This window comes from Treponema phagedenis (assembly GCF_008153345.1).
Lineage (GTDB): Bacteria > Spirochaetota > Spirochaetia > Treponematales > Treponemataceae > Treponema > Treponema phagedenis.
Genome location: NZ_CP042818.1, coordinates 1,896,921 through 1,918,107 on the forward strand (window position 1 = coordinate 1,896,921; position 21,187 = coordinate 1,918,107).

General features: G+C 38.4%; 17 protein-coding genes. 8 read left to right on the forward strand and 9 right to left on the reverse strand.

The features are described from left to right. The first annotated feature begins 182 nt into the window (after positions 1–182). Both FUT79_RS08395 and FUT79_RS08400 read left to right on the forward strand, forming a co-directional pair. Positions 183–2,756, forward strand: a complete 2,574-nt coding sequence (locus FUT79_RS08395; RefSeq protein WP_148889507.1) for a hypothetical protein — start codon at positions 183–185, stop codon at positions 2,754–2,756. Between the two features lie 71 nt (positions 2,757–2,827). Beyond that, positions 2,828–3,712, forward strand: a complete 885-nt coding sequence (locus FUT79_RS08400; protein WP_148889509.1) for a hypothetical protein — start codon at positions 2,828–2,830, stop codon at positions 3,710–3,712. Between the two features lie 34 nt (positions 3,713–3,746). Here FUT79_RS08400 and FUT79_RS08405 read toward each other — a convergent pair whose 3' ends face one another. From FUT79_RS08405 to FUT79_RS08415, 3 genes are read right to left on the reverse strand one after another with little or no spacing between them, the layout of a single operon-like run. Continuing rightward, the gene (locus FUT79_RS08405; RefSeq protein WP_024751702.1) at positions 3,747–4,223 is read right to left on the reverse strand and encodes a protein-export chaperone SecB; all 477 of its coding nucleotides are present in this window, start codon (positions 4,221–4,223) and stop codon (positions 3,747–3,749) included. Further along, the gene (locus FUT79_RS08410; RefSeq protein WP_024751703.1) at positions 4,202–4,579 is read right to left on the reverse strand and encodes a hypothetical protein; all 378 of its coding nucleotides are present in this window, start codon (positions 4,577–4,579) and stop codon (positions 4,202–4,204) included. The genes FUT79_RS08405 and FUT79_RS08410 overlap by 22 nt, the downstream gene beginning before the upstream one ends. 16 nt (positions 4,580–4,595) lie before the next feature. Beyond that, positions 4,596–4,985: a hypothetical protein gene (locus FUT79_RS08415; RefSeq protein WP_024751704.1), complete on the reverse strand. Its 390-nt coding sequence runs from the start codon at positions 4,983–4,985 to the stop codon at positions 4,596–4,598. A gap of 329 nt (positions 4,986–5,314) precedes the next feature. Between FUT79_RS08415 and FUT79_RS08420 the strand changes: the two genes are divergently transcribed. Genes FUT79_RS08420 through FUT79_RS08430 form a run of 3 tightly spaced genes read left to right on the forward strand, consistent with a single transcriptional unit; the run spans position 5,315 to position 6,589 of the window. After that, positions 5,315–5,824 (forward strand): poly(ADP-ribose) polymerase family protein, encoded by a 510-nt coding sequence (locus FUT79_RS08420; protein WP_024751705.1) that lies wholly within the window; start codon positions 5,315–5,317, stop codon positions 5,822–5,824. 2 nt (positions 5,825–5,826) lie between these two features. Next, entirely contained in the window at positions 5,827–6,264 is a 438-nt protein-coding gene (locus tag FUT79_RS08425) for a hypothetical protein (protein WP_044634567.1), read from the forward strand. Next, positions 6,224–6,589, forward strand: a complete 366-nt coding sequence (locus tag FUT79_RS08430) for a hypothetical protein (RefSeq protein ID WP_024751707.1) — start codon at positions 6,224–6,226, stop codon at positions 6,587–6,589. The genes FUT79_RS08425 and FUT79_RS08430 overlap by 41 nt, the downstream gene beginning before the upstream one ends. A 74-nt stretch (positions 6,590–6,663) precedes the next feature. On the opposite strand, the gene FUT79_RS08435 is transcribed toward FUT79_RS08430, so the two are convergent. The 3 genes from FUT79_RS08435 to FUT79_RS08445 are packed head-to-tail and all read right to left on the reverse strand — an operon-like array spanning position 6,664 to position 10,256. After that, the gene (locus FUT79_RS08435; RefSeq protein WP_148879052.1) at positions 6,664–7,200 is read right to left on the reverse strand and encodes a restriction endonuclease subunit S; all 537 of its coding nucleotides are present in this window, start codon (positions 7,198–7,200) and stop codon (positions 6,664–6,666) included. A gap of 7 nt (positions 7,201–7,207) precedes the next feature. Continuing rightward, the gene (locus tag FUT79_RS08440; RefSeq protein WP_148889511.1) at positions 7,208–8,278 is read right to left on the reverse strand and encodes a restriction endonuclease subunit S; all 1,071 of its coding nucleotides are present in this window, start codon (positions 8,276–8,278) and stop codon (positions 7,208–7,210) included. Then, positions 8,271–10,256 (reverse strand): HsdM family class I SAM-dependent methyltransferase, encoded by a 1,986-nt coding sequence (locus FUT79_RS08445; RefSeq protein ID WP_148889513.1) that lies wholly within the window; start codon positions 10,254–10,256, stop codon positions 8,271–8,273. Before FUT79_RS08445 ends, FUT79_RS08440 begins: the two co-directional genes overlap by 8 nt. Positions 10,257–10,524: 268 nt before the next feature. Between FUT79_RS08445 and FUT79_RS08450 the strand changes: the two genes are divergently transcribed. The 3 genes from FUT79_RS08450 (at position 10,525) to FUT79_RS08460 (ending at position 14,939) form a co-directional block, all read left to right on the forward strand. Beyond that, positions 10,525–11,634 carry a helix-turn-helix domain-containing protein gene (locus tag FUT79_RS08450; RefSeq protein ID WP_044634565.1) on the forward strand — a complete coding sequence of 370 codons (1,110 nt, stop codon included), beginning with the start codon at positions 10,525–10,527 and terminating at the stop codon, positions 11,632–11,634. Positions 11,635–11,772: 138 nt separating this feature from the next. Beyond that, positions 11,773–13,200 (forward strand): tyrosine-type recombinase/integrase, encoded by a 1,428-nt coding sequence (locus FUT79_RS08455; RefSeq protein WP_148889514.1) that lies wholly within the window; start codon positions 11,773–11,775, stop codon positions 13,198–13,200. Positions 13,201–14,024: 824 nt separating this feature from the next. Then, a complete protein-coding gene (locus FUT79_RS08460; RefSeq protein WP_024752411.1) occupies positions 14,025–14,939 on the forward strand; it encodes a M23 family metallopeptidase in 915 nt (304 codons plus the stop codon). 209 nt (positions 14,940–15,148) lie between these two features. Here the strand turns inward: FUT79_RS08460 and FUT79_RS08465 are convergent, their stop codons facing one another. From FUT79_RS08465 to leuS, 3 genes are all read right to left on the reverse strand, one after another. After that, positions 15,149–17,365 (reverse strand): ATP-binding cassette domain-containing protein, encoded by a 2,217-nt coding sequence (locus tag FUT79_RS08465; RefSeq protein WP_044634965.1) that lies wholly within the window; start codon positions 17,363–17,365, stop codon positions 15,149–15,151. Positions 17,366–17,369: 4 nt separating this feature from the next. Beyond that, a complete protein-coding gene (gene thiD, locus FUT79_RS08470) occupies positions 17,370–18,179 on the reverse strand; it encodes a bifunctional hydroxymethylpyrimidine kinase/phosphomethylpyrimidine kinase (protein WP_024752409.1) in 810 nt (269 codons plus the stop codon). 383 nt (positions 18,180–18,562) lie between these two features. After that, the gene (leuS, locus tag FUT79_RS08475) at positions 18,563–21,127 is read right to left on the reverse strand and encodes a leucine--tRNA ligase (protein ID WP_044634964.1); all 2,565 of its coding nucleotides are present in this window, start codon (positions 21,125–21,127) and stop codon (positions 18,563–18,565) included. Between the last annotated feature and the right edge of the window lie 60 nt (positions 21,128–21,187).

Below are 21,187 nucleotides of genomic sequence, written 5' to 3' on the forward strand. Positions count from 1 at the left end.
AATTTTATAAAACAGTGTTGATGCTTTTAAACATCGTTTAGAATTGAGCACGGGCGAACCCTTAGAATTTTTACCTATGGTTCGCCAACGAGTTTTAAGGCTTTAATTTTACAGTTTTGTAAGGAATTCAGTACAAAACAGTATACGAAAAATACAAAGAACAAAACAAACGGGAGGTTGTTATGGCGTTCAAAGACAGAAAGGTACTAACAACGGTAAAGGTTAATCCATATGAGATTGCAAAAGCAAGCGATATGGAATTCGGATTTAGGAGTATTCTCGACAATTTCAGCATGCTGCTTAATGCTATCGGGGCAACACACACGCCGCTTGTCGATGAGGCGGGATTTAATAATAGTAACGAGCTTAAGTATGTCGGGAAAAAAGAAAAAGATTTTATTATCGGCGGCGGCTTAGTTGATGCGGGCAATAAACAGCTGCGCCTTTTGCCGATCTTGGCATTTAATAATAAAATCGGGCTTTTAATCAGTGATGGACTTGATAAAGATAATAAGCCCATCGAGATAGAAATAGGCAGCGGCTCAGGCAGTTTTATTCTCACGCATAAAGAAGATTATTTGTACCGAATTGAAAGTGTGTATATCGGCAATGCCAATACGGGAGAAGAGACAAGCGGCACAACGGCGAATATAAAAAAGAGCGATCCGATATGGGATGAGTTTCAAACGGAATGGCGGGGAAGTTACCGTGTCGGCGAAAACGATACTATGCAGGTAAGTACCTTTAACAAGCGGCAAAGCCAAGCGGTACGCTTATTTGTTGATTTTGGTGCACTGGTACCCCGCGCAGCTGATGCCAGCGCGAATATACCCGACGAGCGCAGCATTTGGAGCGAACGGGTAAAAATTGCCGAAGTGCTGGTATGTTTTAAACGGAACGAAACAAATTGGATTTATGAAATGCAGCCCATAACAAAAGACGATGTGCGCTTTGTAACCGCCCGCTGCTATTTTGACTGGAGAGTGCAAGAAGAAGTCATAGAAAAAGCAAAGGCGGCGGATTCGGTTTGGGTACAACATGCAAAGGTGGCAAAACCAAACCAGAATGCACAAAACCAGAAAGCCGAAGAAAAACGGATTGCAGGCATAAACCTTGACAACAAAGCATGGCGGGCGGAGCATTATAACTACCGCTGGACGGCGGAACACACCCGCACCTACCGGCTTGGCAGCATTGCCGAAATCAATGAGCAGCTCTACAAAATGCACAAGTCTGACGGCGACATAAAAGAACGAGTAATACGGCTTGACCATATCAACCTACGCCCGGAAGATCCAAACGCATTGCGCGCCGAAAAAATCCCGATTGACCTTGTCGGCAATGCGGATATTCCGCTGCCGTATAACAAGGAAATAAAATCCTACGATGATGTCAAAAAAGGCTTACGTGCCATTGCCGAAACATTGCGGGGAGATTTGATACCGGTCGGACCTGATGACGGAAGCGGAAACAGTGATATCTCCTTGCCGCATAATAAAAAAATAGAATCAAAAGAGAATATAAAAAAAGGCTTACTTGTCATTGCCGAAACACTTATTGCGGCGGATGAAAAAACTAATACGGTTAACACAACGCTCAACAAAAAAATTGATACGGTTAACACAACGCTCAACAGCAAGATTAACAGAGTCGGCGAAGTTTTAACCAACCACATAAACGCTACCAACGTCCACAGCGCAACCAGCGACCCAACCGCCCACCGCATTGCCATGCGCGACGGTAATGGCAGAATGCAGGTTGCAAGCACCGACAAAAACTCAGGCGAAAGCATTGTAAACGTCAACTTCCTTACCCGCGAATGGAGCCCCGATTTTGTCATGCGCGTGTTAATGAGTAAACTCATTACCAATCAGGAAGAATTTAACACTTGGCTATCGCAAACAAATAATAAGGCGTATACGTATGTATATTTGAAGGGAACGTTTAACAGGTCCGGGACAATCAATCTTGCATTGATAGGCACGCAAGAAGTAATTGGACTGGGGGCGACAATTAAAGTAGGAATTGTATCTTTCAGTGACAGTTCCTATTTTGGAGTAGGTATTGATGGAGACGACACCGGCAGAATAGTACGGAATATCTACTTAGAAGTAACGGGAACAATTAATAATGGCACGGTGCTTGGCTTCGAGCAGTGTACCTGTATAAATTGCACGGCTTATGTGACTGGGCGGAATGGAATTGATGGCGGTGATGGTGAGCGTGGCGGAAACGGTAGTCCGGGAACAGCAGGAACTAGCGCAATGGGATATTATGAGTGCATAGTAGATAGATGTAGCGCTATTGTGTACGGCGGAAACGGCGGTAGAGGATATGGGGGAGGACATCATACTTTTTTTAAAGGTATAATACCATCGAGATTGTCTGGTGATAACGGTGGAGCAGGATATGACGGAGGAGCTGTGTATAGTTGTTATAATTGCACGATGAAAAGCCCTCTTGTACATGAATATGCACAAGCTGGCAATGGCGGAGACGGCGGCAAAGGCGGTGAAGGATATTATGACAATGCGGGGTGTTTAGGAAAAAGTGGTGATGGCGGAAACGGCGGAAGAGGCGGAAACGCTCATGTATTTAACAGCGCAAATGGGAAAGGCGGTTCAGGCGGAAGCGGAGGTCCCAGAGGTGATGTTTTTCCCCCGAAGCATACAGCGAAGTCTTATGCTGCTACGAAAAAACGTAAGGCAACAGTTGAAGGTTCTGCAGGAATCAATGGTCGCGTTGTCGTTATGTAAATTCCTTACTTGTAAATAAACTATTAGTATGATAAACTATTTATATCTAATATTTTTACAAGGAGAAATCTATGAAAAGAAAAATTATATTTTTAATTGGTTTACTGGCTTTTGGTGCGCTGATCATAAGCTGCGACCCGAATGGAACAAAGAAAACGGAGAAGGAACGAGTGGAAAAGGAAAAAGAACAGCAACAACAGCAAAAAAAAGAACAACAGGAGAAGCAGGATTTATTGGATATGCTGATTGTTACCGGGGGTTCAAAAAACGCTATGCTTGATGGCGAGTATTTTACGCCGGAGGGAGAACGAATACGATTTTCATCGCCTGACTCTACCAATATAGCTTGTTTTTCAAACGAGATTGCTGAATATACGGTTGACGGAAATACTATTACTTTTGATTTTTCACGGCAAATTAAAGCATATGAAAATATAAACGTGGAAAATTACTTAAAAGCACTTCAGTTATTGGCGCAGAATACAATAGAATTCTGTGAAAAAGAACTGAATAAGGAAGGGCTTACGGATAAACGTAAAAAAGAAATGCAAAAAGCTCTCAATGATGCGAAGCAAAAAAAAGAATATTTTTCAAGTTTAGACGGAGCTGTTAAACATGAACGTGCTCAAGAAAAGGAATCGCTCGATTATTTTAAGAAACGGTTAGAAAAAGAAACAAATGAAACAGAAAAGCAAGCCCTTCAAAAACAAATTGATGAAATTACCGCAAAATTGGCGCAGACCGATGAACAGCTGAAAGCAGACATTTCAAAAAGAATGGAAGAAGTTTTTCAATGGAAGAACCGCCTCGCCGCCGCCCTAAAAACCGTCAACCCTGTAACAGGCACTCTCTCGGCGGATAAGCAAACTATTACAATTAAGAAGATGGTAACAGATGTAAAAGAAGACGGTACACCGGTGTATGCTGAAGATGCAGTGTTTACGAAGAAGCAGTAAAAACTAAGGGGCAGGCTGATGAGGTCTGCCTTTTTTATTTATTGTCATGTTTTTTTTCGATTATTTCCAAGTTCAATGATCCTGCCATCTTTTGAATATTGACAAGAGGGAGGATAGCACTTCCGAAACCGGCTGATGCGAGTATGTTAGTAACAGCGGCACGTAAATACGGGAATAAAATAGCCGGTATTTGTTCTTTGACAAGTCTTTGTTCAATATCTTGTGAAAATTCTCCTGTTGTTTTAAACAAGCCTGATATCGAGAATGTGCCATTTGCCATAACTTCTTCATTGACTAAGACTTTTAGAAGCATCTGTATACCGTTTACGTAATATGTTTCTTCGTTATCTATAAATTTTTGAGGGTCTCTAAACATAAATTCAATATCGAATAGCTTATTTCCGTGATCCTCTGCAAGAAATTGAGTTTCCGGCGTGAGAGAAAAATTTATTTGATCAATTTTATAGTCTATAAGTTGAAAACTTGATTTTATGCTGCTAGACTGATCCATTCGTTTTCTCCTTTTTTATAAGTATCTTGCTTTATGGGTATATTCGTTTTGTATTCATGCGTTTTATATTTATGCTGGATACATGTATCTAAATTTTCTTGCACTATTAGTTTCTGAGGTATTGATTTTTGTGGTATTGATAATGTGAAATAAACGCCATAAATATTATTATCCCATAATTTTTTCTTTAGTTCGAATACGAAAGATGCAAATTCCTTTGAATGGTAGCGGTTTTTATCAAAAATTGTTATTTCATACTCATTATATTTATTAAGACGGCGCAACTCAACCATGATATTGAATTCTTTTGCTAGTTGCTCCCTGATATCATAAATAATTTTTTTATTATTACTCATAAAACTTCTTCCTTACTTAAAATATCGCTAATACAAACTGTAAATCGCTAAGAATTTTATCAAAGTTATCTTCCGTAATTAACTGTTCATCATAATCAGCAACTATACGTTGTTTGTATAGATTATCCCAACAAAGAAATAACGTAGACCAATCGATTTTATTATTCTTTGTGCTTTTTACAGTGTATAAGACCTTTTGAATAGACCCATGCGAATACGCCCGCTCTTTTTTATTTTTCACCATTTGTTTATATTTTTGTTTCGATATGCCATTAGCTATAAGATAGTCTTTTGCCTTTAAGAAGGCACAATAATATGCACGAGAAGCTCCAACATTAAAAGCCTTGAGCTTTTTACATTCCTGTGCTATTCGTTCATTTTCATTTATTTTTTGTTGAAATGACATGACAATCCTTTTAAAACGATATATCCCAAAAGCTGTTAGAGTACTGACACTGATAATATGATACGCAATTTACCGCTTATTGTCAATTATAAAAGTATACGACTTTATCGGCAGTTGTCAACGAATAGAAAATAATTTTCCTATAATGGATTCTGTTTATCCGTTAAGGATAAAAATACTTGAAAAAACCGTTTTTATGCCGTATTAATTATAAGATAGATGTAAAACAAAGCGTTACACTACTCTTGTGCGGTTGTTATTATTGTGTTAATATAAGGTAAGGATTGGAGTGGTTAAGCATCTGATGGGGGTAGGTTTAAACATATAATATGAAAATAACAGGATATCATGGAACAAGCACTAAAAATGCTACTAGCATTTTAAAAAATGGATTTAATGCTTCAACTGGTATCAAACAATGGTTGGGTGATGGAGTGTATTTTTTTGGTACATTAAAAGGCTACAGTGATGGGATTGAAGAAGCACGACACTGGGCTTTATATGTCAAAAAAGAAAAGGAAATTTCAGTACTTTCCGCAGAAATTGAAAGCAATGATTTTTTAGATTTATGTAACTGTGTAGAACATCGAAAGTTATATGATAAGGTACTAAAAATCGCACGTGCGTTGCATTCCGCATCAAAATATAAAGATGAGGATTTTAATGATTGGCACGTATTTATACGAATAAAGGAAAATAATTCAATTGATTTTATACGGGCGTTCGTAAATGCTGCTAAGGATACTGGGCATATAGTACGAAGACCGCAAATTCAGATTTGTGTTATAAACAAGAGTTGTATTAAAAACATGCAGCTTGTTTGTGAGGAAAGGAGCTGATTATGGATGCAGGAACAAAATATTTAAAGCAATTGATACAGACATTTAGTGATATGACTGTTGAAGAGTATGAAAAGCTTTATAAAGAAACTATGGTGCAAACTGATAGCTTTCCTAAGATTCTCACTGAGGGGGTACCTCTGATTGATGAATATTTAAAGGAAAAAGAACATAAAGCTCTTGGTATTGTCTATATGTATATGTATCAGGACATTAAAAAAGAACGTATAAACATGAGTGAACCAACTTTAAAAATAAACGAAATTCTATCAAGTATTAAGGAAAACACCGGGAGAAAAAAAACAAAACCATCTATTTTTCAAAAGCCGGTTGCGCTTGTTAAAAAATCTATGACAAGTCTCCCTAATGATTTTTACAAAACAATGAAGGATGTATACAATGAAAATACTGAATATCTTTTTAATACAAGCAGGATTTAGTAGCTATGGATTACCTAAAAAAGATTTAAGCATTACAAAAGAAGTTGCGACTGAAATGAAAGATAAAGAACACGATAAAGCTCTTGCTGTTCAGTCAATAGTATTTACAATAACCGAAGATGAAGAAACGCTGGCGGAAATGGCTTTAAAATATATGGTTATATTTTGTGATTTTGAAAATGAAAGTAACAAAGAACTGGAAGACAGCATTTTTAAGGAAATGCAGCAGGTATATATAGATAAGGCAAATGAATTCCTTGTTCCGGCACATTTACCAGCCTTATACCGTCCTCATTTGCAAGATATGATCAACTCTGAAGATTAAGCTTTTCGGAATATATTGAAAATGCAGTATTTACACGTCAATAAATGGTGGTATAATTTATAGCGGGGCGGAGTCTAGTAGCTTGTATGTAAATACTGTAGAGCTTTGTATATTTCTTTTATTTCTTGGATTGGTATGTATTTTTTCATGTAGTCGTAATCAGGTTTTCCTTCGATAGTTACAGGGAGCATTATTTTTAAATTTTCCACTTTATCTGTCGCATTAAATCCATAAGAAAATCTAACTTTCTGTTTATTTATCATTTGGCTGATAAACATTAAAACATCTTTATTAAGATTATCTGCGGTATATTCTAGGGCTTTCACTCTTGTTCCAATATAAAAATTATGCGGTTGTACAAATGAATGAAAATTACCCCTATCTGCCAATGATATTGTATTATCATGCTTGAACAGTCTTCTGTTTTCTAAATTTTTAGTAAAGAAATTTATTCCATTATTTTCTATTGTGTGAGATACAACAGGATATATACCTTTTTCTAATTTTGAAATTATTATATCTCTTCCCGTGTAAACATTAAATAATTGGCTTATAGAAAATTCCGACCAAGTTTTTTGCTCGAGCGGTATCATTTTTTCTTTATATTGCATTGCTAACCTATATATATATATATATATATGGAAGGAAATTGCTTATTTTTTCCACTTCCAGCTTCTGCATAAACTTACTCATATACTCCCAATGAGGATTGCCGTTTTTATCTGCTGGAAGTGTTAAAATTTCATTTTCTAAACGAGATTGATTTCTCTTATACCCAAAATTATACTTACCTCTGACTCTATCAGCAACGGTAGTAATAAACATGCCATTATATTGATTTAAATTCTCATTATATCCTACTGAGATATCCTGAGTTGCCATAAAGTTTTCTTTCTTGTATACAGAATATCCCATTGAACCTTCTCCATTTCGAATGAAGGCAATACAATTACCTCTATATACTAAGTTAGAAATTGGATCTACAAATTCTAAAACTCCATTATTTTTATTTGTTGCTCCTAAATAACTAATGCCTCTATTTTTGTCTGTATCCAAGTGATTTAATCCTTTAGACGGTTTTCTTTCAAACGTAAATAATGACCCAAGTTTAAAATTCTTCCACTTAACATCTTCTAGACCTACCAAATCAAAAGCAGTCTCAAGCATTTTTTGTTCATAATAATCTATAACTTTTTGAGCTATTATCTTTTGCTCCTGCTTGATGTAATCTTCCATAAATTGCCAGTTAGGCTCGCCGTTTTGATCGACAGGAATCTTTATGATTTGTTGCCTAATCCTAGTTTGACTAAATTTATATCCATACCCAAATTTTTCGCCCTTTGACTTGTCAATCACACTTTTTAAAAATAAACCTAGTTCTTTAGAAATAGGCTTATCATCTTTTCTCGAAATTACCTCAACGTGATCTGTTGCCAAAAAATCATTTTTCTGATAAAAGACATATCCATCTGTTGCACTATCTACCGTTAAGACTTCGCCTTTTTCTGTTGGATTGTTTTTATAAAAGTTATCTAATGCATTATTAGTGCCTGCGCAAGTAATTCTAGGAGTTTTTCCTCCTGCTATTAATACAGAAGGGTGCGTAGTGACTGTGCCTTTTACATCAAATAATTCTTTAATTCTAAACTCTCCCCACTCTACATCATTTAATGACAACCTTTTACTCATTATAATCACCATCCTCTTGCGCAACTTTAAGGCTTAAGTGATTTTTATATTTTGGATACTCCTCTTTTACTTCTTTTTCATCAAAACCAAATAGATAACCTCTGCCATGAGTAATCATATTTACTTCAAAGGTAATATAGTCGGCGATTGTATTTCTAAAATCTTCTTCGGAAGGAATTTCATCATTAAAATAGTAAAAGGAATGTAGCCATTCATCATCTGGCTCAATCGTTGTTTTTACGCAGAACTTTGTCGGTGCGTCTGTTCTGTCGAACCAGACATCCAATAAATGTTGCTTTTTATCTTTAGCACTTCCATTATCAACTAAACCGATATGTTTTGCAACCTCATATCCGTCATCTTCAAAGTTGATAAATTTACATACTTTATTTTCTGAATGCGGAATGTGTGCTGTAAATATTGCAATGCACGGATTTGTGCCGACACCGTAAAAAGTATTTTTGTTTAAGGTAATTACGCCTTCCAGTGTGTGTTTTTTTAGGATATTTGTTTTTATGTTTTTTTCTTCTGTCGTTTTGCCTGTCATTGAGCTTTGCGGAACAATAACAATTACTTTTCCTCCTTCGGTAACGGAATTGAGTAGGTGTTCCGTAAAAGCTATTTCATATAAATCAGGATTTTGTTTTGAGCCTTGAGAATACGGCGGGTTCATCATACCGACAGTATAGCCTTCTTTTTGCAGATCAAAAGGATTTTCGTTTAAAAAATCTTTGTTGTATAGATTGCTTTTTCCGTCTCCTCGTAAAATCATATTCGTAGTAGCTATGGTAAACATATAGCTCTGTATTTCTATACCAAATAGCTGCTTTTTTTTGATGTCATTTTTTTCATCAAGTGTTTTTGCCTTTAAAAGCATATTGTGCATAGCTGCAATTAAAAAACCTGCGGTTCCGCAACAGGGGTCAAAAACTTTATCATTAGGTTTTAAGTCGGCTAAATTGCAAAATAATTCTGTTATATGACGGGGAGTTAAAATAATTCCGAGTGCTTGTCCGTCTCCGCCAGAATAGGACGTGAACTCCCCGTAAAATCTTCCTAAAAAATCTTCAGCAGATGTGTTATATCTAATGTTTTGATAAATGCTCTTGTATAAAAACTCGGTATAATGTTTTAATGGTGTTTTCCCAAGTCCCACATTCACTTCGTTTATTTTAGCGGTATCTTTAATAACCGCAAATTGAGTAAGCAGTTTGTCTTTTTTTACTTCAGGCGAAACATTAGCCCTTGCTAAGTTGTCCTTTATTGCGTTATAGATTTTTTGCCCGTCTGTTTTCTTTTTATCACCGATAAGATTGTTTATATCAAAATTGCGATACTCAATTTCACGCAAAGCAAGTAAAATGCCGGAGACAACTAGTGGCTTGTCTTTATCTTGAATGCTGCCGTAATTTCGCAAGTCTTCATGCAGGCTTTGAGCTTCCCTTAATATCTCTGCGGTTGTTTTTTCAAAATCTGTTCTTTCTTTTAATATTTCTTTAATATAATATTCGTCAATATTTTGTTCGTTAAATGATATAAGAGTTTCAATTTCAGGCAGTTTTGTATGATATCCTCTTTCATCAATAAAAAAGGGAGATATTTTATGTCGTTTTTCATCTCCGGAAATTCCGATTGATAGTATTTTTTTATAATTTGTATGAGTGGCAAGGTGTTTACCGTAGAAGATTGCCCCGTTTACCGCATAATTGACTACTGCATCTTTGTCATCGGCAAGTGTGTTGTTTTTTGTTTTTTTTTCGTGCTTTGCAATATCCGCTTTGTCCTCAATGACAAGTAAAAAATCTTTTATTACTGCCGTATATTCAGGAAAGCCTGATTTGCCGGTGCCGCTTTTAGATGCTGTTTTTAAAGCGGTTGCTATTTCTTTTATATTGCTACCCTGCGGATAAAATGGTATGCGCGCTTCTTCTAATAATTTGCTTACCCATAAATCAGTTACTGTCTCTTTTCTTGCCATTTTGTCTCCAAAAAAAATAATGCTACAATTATGTTATCGAAAATTGTTTTTATTTGCTTAAAGTTTATTGATATTCTATATAAAGTCAATTACTCAAGATATTTACAAAAAATTTCCTTTAATAATCTTATGTAAAAGGTTATTATATATGCAAATGGGAAGCTTTGTTTACATGGTGTTGACAAAATTGATAAAAGGTTGATATGCTGTCAATATTAAATAGGAGGCTGTAGATGAAAGATTTATCTATTAATTATAAGGAAAAGGCGTGAAAATTTTTAATCCGGCGCGGCTAACGCAGGCTAGAAATTGGAATAATTATACGCTTGATTATTTAGCCGGAATGCTTGGCGTTACAAAGGCTTCTGTCAGTTTGTATGAAAAAGGAGCGCGCAATCCTGATGCCTTTGTTCAAATACGGCTTGCCGAAGCTTTAGGTTTTCCAATTGAATTTTTTTATAAACCATCATTTGATACCTCTAATGCCCGCATTTCATATCGAAAAAATAGCTCAACTAAAAAAAAGGAGAAGCAGAGGGCGGAACTTTTAAAGCAGTTTTCAATTGAGTTTATTGCTATGCTTTCAGGTTATGTTTCCTTTAAAGAAAGTACTATCAAGCCGATTGATATTTCTTGTGAAGAATTATCAAGCGAAGATATTGAAGATGTCGCAGTAACATTACGAAAAACGTTTAATGCCGGCTTAGGGCCTATACAAAATTTGATGATTTTTCTTGAAAATAGAGGTGCTATTATTTTTTTGTACGATAATTCAATTATCGAAATAGATGGTTTTTCCTGTATGTATGCATCGCAACCGTTTATATATATTAATACTGACTACCCATGGGACAGAATGCGCTTCACGCTTGCCCATGAATTAGGACACATCATATTACATTCGGGTATTGATGAGACAAAAACTCAAAGCTTTGACTTTTATAAAATGATAGAAAGGCAAGCAAATGTATTTGCAGGGGCTTTTTTATTTCCTAAAGAATCTTTTAGAAGAGAATTCAGGGGAATTGATAACAGATTTTTACTTGAAACAAAAAAAAAGTGGGGCCTTTCCAAAGCCGCCATTGTTAAGAGAGCTCATTCATTAAAACTCATTGGAGATACTCAAAAGATATCCTTTTTTACCGGGCAAAGCCGGCGAAAAGAGCGTAAAGAGGAAGAAGGTTCAAAAATCCGAGAAAAGGAAGCCCCTTTTTTAGTTAAGACGGTAGTCAATACCTTACTCGAGCAGCACATTGACAGTTATTCATTAATAAGCCGCTGTGGGTTTCCCGATGAACTTTTACAAATAATTTCCGCAAATACACTTGTTGCAAAGGATGAAGAAAAACAAACTTTACCGTTTAAACTCAATTTCTAAAACAAAACATGAGAGCAATTTTATCTGTTTAAAAGCCAATGAGTTGATTTTTGCTGAAATCGCTAAAGACTCAAGTTTCTGAGGTGCCATGACGATATACAGATTAGGGTGGGTAGATGCTTTTTCACGGAGGAAAAAATGAGGAAGGAATGGTATACGTATCTACGCAATGGATTTATCTATGTACAATTCATTAATAAAATAACCGGTAAAAAGATGACGGCAAAAAGTACCCGAACGCGAGACCCTGCTAAAGCTGAGAAGATAATACATCAATGGTACTACAATCAAGACAGTTTTTTTAATATCAAGCAAAAAGACGATAAAATCGGTATAATAGAACTTGCCGTTGAAAATGCAACGCATCGAGCATTGCAAAAAGCGGTGCCTATCGATATTCAACATGATGAAAAACTTATTGCTTCTCTTTCGCAAACAATTGATCAAACAGTGAGCGAAACATTGAGCAAGTTTTTTGTTGATGCTGCAATAAAGGGAGAAGATAAAAAATCGATACAAAACCAAATACGCGCAATAGAAAGCATTGAAGAAAAAAGCGCAGAAATGAGAGAGCCCGGTGAGAAGTTTGATGGGGTTACTTTTAAGGACTATCTGTTTAATTTTTTTGATTACGACAAAAGTCCGTATATTACGCAATTACAACAACGTGGCAAGTCTCTGCCGATGCGGCCGCGATTTAGAAATATGTTTTTGACATTCAGGCTCTATGAGCGTTTTTTTAGTAACACACTGCTTGCAGATATTGAAGCGGATGAGATTAATAGTATTTTAGGAGCGATAAAAAATACCGGAAATCTTGCGGATTCTTCAATGTGCGCTTTGGTTAGCAGTATTTGTCAAGCACTCAAGTTTGCGTACGAAAATGATGTCATTTCGCATTTGATAACCAGCAAAATTACGCGGTTCTCAAAGAAAAATAAGAAAAAAGAAATTTTTACTAATTCTGAACTTAAAAGAATTTTTGATGAGCGTGAGAATGTTTTTAATAATGAGCGGTATGCGCTTATTAATGAGCTTTTGTTTAAAACCGGCTGCCGCATTGGCGAAATTCTTGCATTACAAATAAAAGATTTCCGCCAAACCTTAAACGGATATGAGCTTTTTATCGGCAGCAATTATGACTTTAGAGAGCATGCGTTAGGGCCGACAAAAACAAAGCGGGAAGATGTTGTGCCGATAACAAAGAAACTTGGTGAAAAGCTTATACACTGTATTGAACAAAGTCCGTTCAAGGATGACCCCGAAGCGTTTATTTTTTATTCGCCGAAATTCGGTAAAAGCAAACCGCTGTCTTATGCAATCGTCAATCGTGATTTTCAAATTGCTATGAAAAAACTTGGAATTACGCGTAAGAATCTTACACTTCACAGTTACAGGCATACGTATGCGTCCATGTTGCGCGATGCCGGTTATTCCGATTCTGAATTGCAGTATCTAACTCGGCACGATAGCATTGACTTAGTATACCATTATGCCAATCATGTAACGCCGGCAATGCAACGAAAAAAAATAGCGGCTGCCGAGTTGATAGACGAGCTTGCGTAAAGCCCAGTAAAAAATTAAATACTATTCTCTTTCTTATTTCTTCCAAAAAAGGACAGAAAAGGGAACTTATGTTCTTTGCAGTAAAAAAAGATGCAAAAAACCGTATAAAATCTGTTTTTTCCAAAGTTTTTTTATTTTTTCGCTTGACAAAAACACATTAAGTGGTATTATGAGTATAGATTTTCATTGAAACAGTAGCGATTATTTTTATAATCAAACTGTAGTAAAAATTGTAGTAAAAGAACACAAAAACAAGTGCTAAAAAACGCTTGTTCTCTAAAATCTCTTCCTTTTTAGTAGTCAAAACTAAACCTGCGAGTTTTAAAGCTTTGCAAATTGCTTTGCTTTAAAACGTCGCTTCTGTTTGGAACCACCGCCATCCGTGGCGGTTCTGAGTTTTGACGTCCTTGTCAAAAACTAAACCTTGCGAGTTTTAAAAGCTTTTATTATAAAAAGTGTTCGACACGGCGCAAGGGCGAACCCTTCGAATTGCTACCTTTGGTTCGCCTACGAGTTTTGCCTGTTTGCAATAAGGTGTCAGGCAAAACATCGTTTGGAATTTTGCAACGGTGGGCAATTTACCATAGGAATGCTTAAATCCGCAGCCCCTTATTGTTGATACCCCGATTTTTATAACAGGAAGTTAATTACAAAATATTATGGTAGTGCTTTACTATATGCATATCGAAACGTTCCTCCCCTCACCGTGGCTGTATATTTCCGCAAAATATAATAATACAGTTTTTTCTCCGTTGGCTGCTTGAAAATTTTCCTTATTTAGGTATATAATATATTCATAGGTATCATCCGATACTGATTACGTTATGAAGAAAAATAGCTATTATCCTGTCATTATCACAGTTTTAATATTAGGTTCACTTTTTTGCTTTACTTCTATTATAAAAGAAACTTCGCAAAATCCGGTTGATGAAATTGAAGGAAAGGGTGGCGGAGACTTGCATTTACCTACCGAACGTCCTGATACTCAAGAAAAAACAATTGATTTACCTGATTTATACTATACAGTGTATGAGGTGCAGCAAGGCGATATGGTGGGAACTATTGCGTCAAAATACGGGATAAGTCAAGATGCTATTATTAGCGTAAACAAACTGCGTAACACACGAGCGTTACAGATAGGGCAGCTATTAAAGATTCCTTCAATAGACGGCATTATTTATACAGTTCAGGAAAATGATACTCCTGAAAAAATTGCCGACACATATCAGATTTCTTTGGAAAAACTTGCTTTAGTGAATAATGTTACGGATAATGTGATTACGCCCTCATCGGTTATTTTCTTGCCCGATGCAAAACTGAACTGGGTCACCTTACAGGAAATTAACGGCGACCTTTTTCGAAAACCCCTGCGCGGCGGATATTATATTTCGTCCCGCTACGGATGGCGTAATGACCCTTTTACCGGAACACGCAGCTTTCATAACGGGTTGGACATGGTGAGCCGACGCGGAACTCCTGTGTATCCTGCTTTGGAAGGAAAAGTGATAGCAACGGGATATAGCACAGTATACGGCAACTATGTCATTATCCGCCATCATTCAGGGTATCAGACTCTTTACGGGCATATGCAAACAATTTCGGTTTCTTCGGGGCGCTGGGTTGACACATCCACTCGGATAGGATCCGTGGGAAATACCGGACGAACAACAGGTCCGCACCTTCATTTTACTATCTACAAAAACGGCGCAACAATCAACCCGAGTACCATGCTCAAATAGTGTAGCGTTTTTGATAAATTGATCCGTTATCAAAATAACACCCTTGTCAATGCTCTGATTATTATGCAGGGAATTAATTATAGAATCGGTAGCACTAACTTAACAAAAACCTCTGAAAATTGCCGGTATGAGGTTATAAATAGATTTTTTCAACACTGTGGATATACGTTTCTGCTCAAACTTTTGCGTTTATAGCAGCGATCGCTTTACTAAAAAAAACAAATGTAGGCGGTTGCGGAAAAGAACAGCGCAAGGAGTAAAAGTGAAAAAAGGTTTATTCGGTATTTTTGATAACGAGTGTTTCCTGTTGGCGAATAATACCGCAGTTTTACTGCTTGACTTAACGCATCCGCTCGTATAAGTGTTCTTAAAATCAACGGCACAAAAAGCGACACAAGCGCAAGAAGTCGATTTCCTTTTTTTTGTTGAGATTTTCCTAATCCCCTTCTGATAAGCCGAGCAATACTGATTTTAAAAGCTTCTTCCCGTAAAATATCGATGAATCTAAAAATAATTGCAAAAATAAAAGAAATATTTCGTACGGGAATACCAAGTGCTTTGAGCGGAAACAAAAAATCCTCGATTGCATGCATTATTTCCGTAGGGGTATTAATAAAGGTGTAAAGAACTAAAGGAATATACAAAGCAAAAAAGCGAAGCAAAAATAAAATGACGGACTGCAAATCTCGTAGTAATAAATATTGGAGAGCCGCAATAATTGCAAGCCATAAAAATATTTTTGCAATACCTTTGATTAAGCGCATAATCGGATAAGAGCAAAAAAACGCAAAGGCAAGGGCTGCTATAATAATCACAATAATACCATTTTGATTTGCGGCAAGAGTTGCAACAATAAAACAAAGGGTTATTAAAAATTTGATAAGAGGATGTATGGTAAAAAAATGCCGTGCTAAAGTATCGGAATTTTTTACCTCTCTTCTTATTTTTTTTATTTCAGCCATTGTATCAAGTCTTTTTTTAATCCCCGCAATTTGTGGATCAATATCCTGCTGTTTTGAAAAATTTTGATGAGCAGCTTCCTTCACGGTTTGTGTTAAATCCGCCCGATAGTCATTTAAATTTAGGCAAAAGTCTGCGATTGCAATTTCTTCCGGATTATTGGTGGTAAACACCACAGTTTTTCCTCTTGCTTTTAGTTCCATGACAGAAGATAGTAATTCTCCTCTGCTTTTTATATCAAGTCCCGCACAGGGATTATCCATCAAGACAACATCGGGGTCGGCTATAAAAATTCCCGCAAGCGCGGCTTTTCGTTTTTCGCCGCCTGAAAGAGAGAATGTTTTTCTGTCTTTAAAAACATCATACGATAAGCCGACAAGATTCATTGCGGATTCAACTTTTTTTAGAATCTCCTCATTGGGAACTCCGGCAATTTTTAGCGTATACGCGATATCATCAACTACGAATTCCTCAAATAATGCGGCTTCGGTTTCCTGCACGGCAAAAGCCATTGTCGCCTCATTGTGAATTTGGCAAGAACCTTTTGATAAAGATTGAATATGCGCAATGATTTCAAGTAATTGCGTTTTTCCAATTCCCGATTCACCGCAAACCGCCGTAATTGCACCGCTTTGGATCTCTGCGGAAAAATTATCGACATGCCCGAAGCTTGCATCTGTAAAGGAGCAAAAAGTTTTGCGTTCGGCGGAAGAATCTTGGAGTTTTTGTAAAGGCTTTGCGATAATCCCCCACTCTTCTAAAACCTCAGACTCTTTTTGTAAAAGCTCATCCGGTTTGCCGTCAAAAACAAGTTTTGATTGATTCATCACCAAAACGCGCTCTGCATTTTTGATTTCGTCAATATTGTGGCTTATCAGAATAAGAGTCCCGCCCGCTTGATGAAAATCGGTTAAAAAACTTTTTAAGATTTCCTGCTCTTTGGAGCTGAGCATTGCAGAGGGTTCGTCCGCGACAAGCAGCGCCGGCTGTAAAATTCGTGCATTTCCGAAAACAAGTCGCTGTTTTTCAGCAGTGCTTAAATCTTCTATTTCCGCATCAAAAAGATTTTTCAGCTTGCAGTACTCAATCATGCAAGCTACTTTTTTGTGCATTTCTTTAGTTGCAACACCAAGATTTTCTAACCCGAATGCGATATCCAATTCAGGCGTTTCAGCAATTATTTGATTATTGGGATTCTGAAAGATAAGTGCTATCGGAACCGTATATTCTGAATTAGGATTATTTTTTTCAGCCTTTATAAGCGATTGCTCCAAAGCAATACTGCCGGCAACAGGTTCAATAAGTCCGGCAAGACATGCGGCGAGGGTGCTTTTTCCCGAACCGTTTTTCCCTGCAAGCACAATGTATTCTCCCCGCTCAATAGTGAAATTTACATCGGAGATTGCTTTTATGTTTGTTGCTTCGGAATATCCATATGTTAAATTTTTAACGGTTATTAGTGCCATAGTTTTAATTGAAAGGCTTGCGCCATGCGGAAGGATTCCCTGCTCCTCCCCATCGGTTCATTTCAAATCCGTTACGCAAACTTAGAGTAATAAATTTTTTTGCCCGCAATACGGCATCATACGGAGCAAGTCCTGCACCGAGTCCCGCAGTAACTGCCGCCGCCGTTGTGCAGCCCGCCCCGTGCGTCCATGTTGTTTGAATAAGCTCCGCTTCTACTTTGTGAAATTCAGTACCGTCATAAAAAACATCAACCGCCGAGCTTTGCCCTTGCAAGTGTGCGCCTCCTTTGATAAAAACAAAGGGACAGCCCATATCATGGATAATTTTTGCAGCTTCCTGCATTTCTTCAATAGTCTTCGGTGTAGGTACTTTTGCGATTTGTCCCGCTTCAAACAAATTCGGCATAATTATTTTTGCAATCGGCAAAAGTTTTTGAACAATAAGTTCATTTAATTCGGGATTAAGGGCAAGGTCGGCTCCTTTACAAACCATCACCGGATCAAGTACAAAGTTTTTAATTTTATATTTGTTGAGATATTCGGCGGTAAGATGTACCGCATAAGGAGTTCCCAACATACCTGTTTTTACCGCATCAACCCCGACGCCGTTAAAAATTGTTTCCAATTGAGATCTGAGGCATTGCTCGTCAATCGGAAACACTGCATGTTCCCATTCCGCATTCGGATTCATTGTGGCGATTACCGTAATAGCCGCCATTCCGTATCCGCCATATTCCTGAAATGTTTTAAGGTCTGCTTCCAGTCCCGCTCCGCCCGAAGCATCGGATCCGGCAATTGTTGCCAGTTTAATCATAAACACCCCCAAAATGTATTGCTAGAGTATAGTCAAAATAAGAAATAAGTCAATTAAAAACATAACGGTTGATACAATTTACTGTAAAGGTCAAAGGGGTTTTAAATTTTATACTTTTTTTAGTTTGCCGCTTTTACGGGTAAACGTACGTTTTTGCACTATCTCATATAGAAACATGGAAGCGCAGCGTTAGGCATACGGAGGGCGGCGAAGCATTTTTTCAAAAATGCGAGCCGGATCATTTTGCGGCAGTAATTTCTGCCGCAAAATAGCCGCAGCGCAAGCGGAGCCCGCAGTACGCCGGCGGTTTGTACCGGTATTGCTTTCCGGCAAAGCCGGTTTGGTACCAAGTTCAAACCGCAACGCCCCGTTGTTTTACCTTCTTATGCAACCACAATATTTACCAGTTTGTTCGGGACAACGATAATTTTTTTTACCGTTTTATTGGCGATAAAGCGTTTTGCGCCTTCGGTGTTAAGCGCCTGCGCTTCGAGGTCGGATTTATCGGTGTCAATCGGGGTTTCGAATTTATCCCGTAATTTGCCGTTTATTTGCACAACTATGGTGCAAACACTGTCGATACAAAGTTTTTCATCATATACAGGCCAGGATTCATGTGCGATGCTGTTTGTGTACCCGAGTTTTTCCCAAAGCTCTTCCGCCAAATGCGGCGCATAGGGAGCAAGCAGTTTGACAAAATTTTCCCACAAGGTGCGGGGAAGGCTGTCTTGTTTGTTCAGCTCATTGATACATATCATCATTTGGCTGATTGCCGTATTAAAGTTGAGGCTTGCCGTGTCTTCTCCCACTTTTTTGATTGTTTTATGTAGGAGTTTTATCAGCGCATCGCTGCCCGCTTGGTCGGTAAGGGGCTTTTCGGAGAGCGCCCAGACTTTTTCCAAAAAGCGGTATATGCCGATCAGTCCCTGCGTGCTCCAGGGTTTTGACATTTCAAGCGGCCCCATAAACATTTCGTACATTCTGCACGAGTCCGCCCCGTACTCTTTGATCATGTCATCGGGGTTGATAACGTTTTTCAAGCTCTTAGACATTTTTGCAATAACTCTGGTAAGCTTTTCGCCTGAGCCTATTTCTTCAAACTCGGTATCGGAGAGGCGGCGAACTTCGTCGATCGGCACAAGGGTTTTGTTTTTACGCTGATACGCATACGAGGTGATCATTCCCTGATTGATTAAGCGCTGAAAAGGCTCTTTGGTGTGTACCAAGCCGAGGTCATAGAGTACTTTATGCCAAAAACGCGCATATAAAAGATGGAGTACCGCATGTTCCGCTCCGCCCACATAGAGGTCTACCGGCATCCAGTAGGCTTCTTTTTCTTTGGAACAGAATTCTTTTGTATTTTTCGGATCAAGATACCGCAGATAATACCAGCAGGAACCCGCCCACTGCGGCATGGTGTTTGTTTCCCGTTTTGCCGCCGCACCGCATTTGGGGCAGGATGTGTTTACCCAGTCGGTAATGCCGGCAAGCGGACTTTCGCCGGTGCCGGTCGGCTGGTAACTTTCCACCTGAGGCAGCGTAAGGGGTAAGTCTTTTTCATTTAAAGAGACAATGCCGCAATGCGGGCAGTGTACAATCGGTATCGGTTCGCCCCAATAGCGCTGCCTGCTGAACACCCAATCGCGCAGCTTATAATTGGTTGCCTTTTCTCCGATTCCGTGCTCATGCAAATACTCGGTGATCTTTTTTATTGCTTCGGCAGTCGGTAAGCCGCTAAATGAGCCTGAGTTTACCGAAAAACCGTCCGCAGCGGTGCATTCTTTCGGTTCCGCCGAATAATCTCCGCCGGCACCTTTTGCAGCCCATTCTTCCTTGCTTGCAACCACTTGTATTTTCGGCAAGTGAAACTTTTCCGCAAATTCCCAGTCGCGCTCATCGTGCCCCGGAACCGCCATAATCGCGCCTGTTCCGTATGAAATAAGAATATAGTCGGAAATCCACACCGGTATTTTTGTATTGGTAAGCGGATTAATCGCATAAGCACCAGTAAAAACACCGGTTTTATCCTTTGCCAAATCGGTTCGCTCAAGATCGCTTTTTTTAGCCGCAGTTTCGATATACGCTTCTACCGCCTTTTTTTGATCGGCGGTGGTGATTTTCGCAACAAGCCCATGTTCGGGCGCTAACACCATATAGGTAGCACCGTATAAGGTGTCGGGGCGGGTTGTATAAATACGAATCTTTTGATCGGTTTTATTTCCTTCGGAGTCTGCAATAAAAAAATCAACTTCCGCACCGGTGCTTTTGCCTATCCAGTTCCGCTGCATCTGTTTAATTGAATCGGGCCAATCAAGACCCTCCAAATCTTCAAGCAACCGCTCCGCATAAGCGGTAATCCGCAAAATCCACTGGCGGATATTTTTCCGCACCACCTGCGTGCCGCAGCGGTCGCAGTGTCCGTCTTTTACTTCCTCATTTGCAAGCCCCGTTAAACAGCTCGGGCACCAATTAATCGGCGTTTCCGCCTCGTACGCCAACCCTCTCTTATATAATTGAAGAAAAATCCATTGCGTCCAATGGTAATACGATTCATCGCTGGTAGATATTTCGCGATCCCAATCATAAGAAAACCCGAATGATTTAATCTGCCGGCGAAAATTATCAATATTTTTATTAGTAGTAACTTTAGGATGCGTGCCCGTTTTAATTGCATAGTTTTCCGCCGGAAGTCCGAACGAATCAAACCCCATCGGATGCAGCACATTATATCCGTTCATGCGTAAATAGCGGCAATAAATATCTGTCGCGGTATACCCTTCCGGATGCCCCACATGCAAACCCTCGCCCGAAGGATAGGGGAACATATCAAGCACGTACGCTCTTTTATCTTTTGGAAAAGAATTGTCCTCGGTTACCTGAAACGTTTTTTTTGTTTCCCAGTATTTTTGCCACTTAGCCTCTAATGTCCGAAACGGATAAGTACTCATGTATAACTCCTCACTCAACATCAAATGAGAGCAAAGTATAAAGTATTCATCATTTTTTTA

Excerpts from the sequence above, each read along its gene's own strand:
- FUT79_RS08395 (WP_148889507.1), top strand. The coding sequence starts at position 183 with ATGGCGTTCAAAGACAGAAAGGTACTAACAACGGTAAAGGTTAATCCA.
- FUT79_RS08460 (WP_024752411.1), top strand. The coding sequence starts at position 14,025 with ATGAAGAAAAATAGCTATTATCCTGTCATTATCACAGTTTTAATATTA.
- FUT79_RS08415 (WP_024751704.1), bottom strand. The coding sequence starts at position 4,985 with ATGTCATTTCAACAAAAAATAAATGAAAATGAACGAATAGCACAGGAA.
- FUT79_RS08430 (WP_024751707.1), top strand. The coding sequence starts at position 6,224 with ATGAAAATACTGAATATCTTTTTAATACAAGCAGGATTTAGTAGCTAT.
- FUT79_RS08465 (WP_044634965.1), bottom strand. The coding sequence starts at position 17,365 with ATGGCACTAATAACCGTTAAAAATTTAACATATGGATATTCCGAAGCA.
- thiD (WP_024752409.1), bottom strand. The coding sequence starts at position 18,179 with ATGATTAAACTGGCAACAATTGCCGGATCCGATGCTTCGGGCGGAGCG.
- FUT79_RS08455 (WP_148889514.1), top strand. The coding sequence starts at position 11,773 with ATGAGGAAGGAATGGTATACGTATCTACGCAATGGATTTATCTATGTA.
- FUT79_RS08440 (WP_148889511.1), bottom strand. The coding sequence starts at position 8,278 with ATGAGTAAAAGGTTGTCATTAAATGATGTAGAGTGGGGAGAGTTTAGA.
- FUT79_RS08435 (WP_148879052.1), bottom strand. The coding sequence starts at position 7,200 with ATGCAATATAAAGAAAAAATGATACCGCTCGAGCAAAAAACTTGGTCG.
- FUT79_RS08420 (WP_024751705.1), top strand. The coding sequence starts at position 5,315 with ATGAAAATAACAGGATATCATGGAACAAGCACTAAAAATGCTACTAGC.
- FUT79_RS08445 (WP_148889513.1), bottom strand. The coding sequence starts at position 10,256 with ATGGCAAGAAAAGAGACAGTAACTGATTTATGGGTAAGCAAATTATTA.
- leuS (WP_044634964.1), bottom strand. The coding sequence starts at position 21,127 with ATGAGTACTTATCCGTTTCGGACATTAGAGGCTAAGTGGCAAAAATAC.
- FUT79_RS08400 (WP_148889509.1), top strand. The coding sequence starts at position 2,828 with ATGAAAAGAAAAATTATATTTTTAATTGGTTTACTGGCTTTTGGTGCG.
- FUT79_RS08405 (WP_024751702.1), bottom strand. The coding sequence starts at position 4,223 with ATGGATCAGTCTAGCAGCATAAAATCAAGTTTTCAACTTATAGACTAT.
- FUT79_RS08425 (WP_044634567.1), top strand. The coding sequence starts at position 5,827 with ATGGATGCAGGAACAAAATATTTAAAGCAATTGATACAGACATTTAGT.
- FUT79_RS08410 (WP_024751703.1), bottom strand. The coding sequence starts at position 4,579 with ATGAGTAATAATAAAAAAATTATTTATGATATCAGGGAGCAACTAGCA.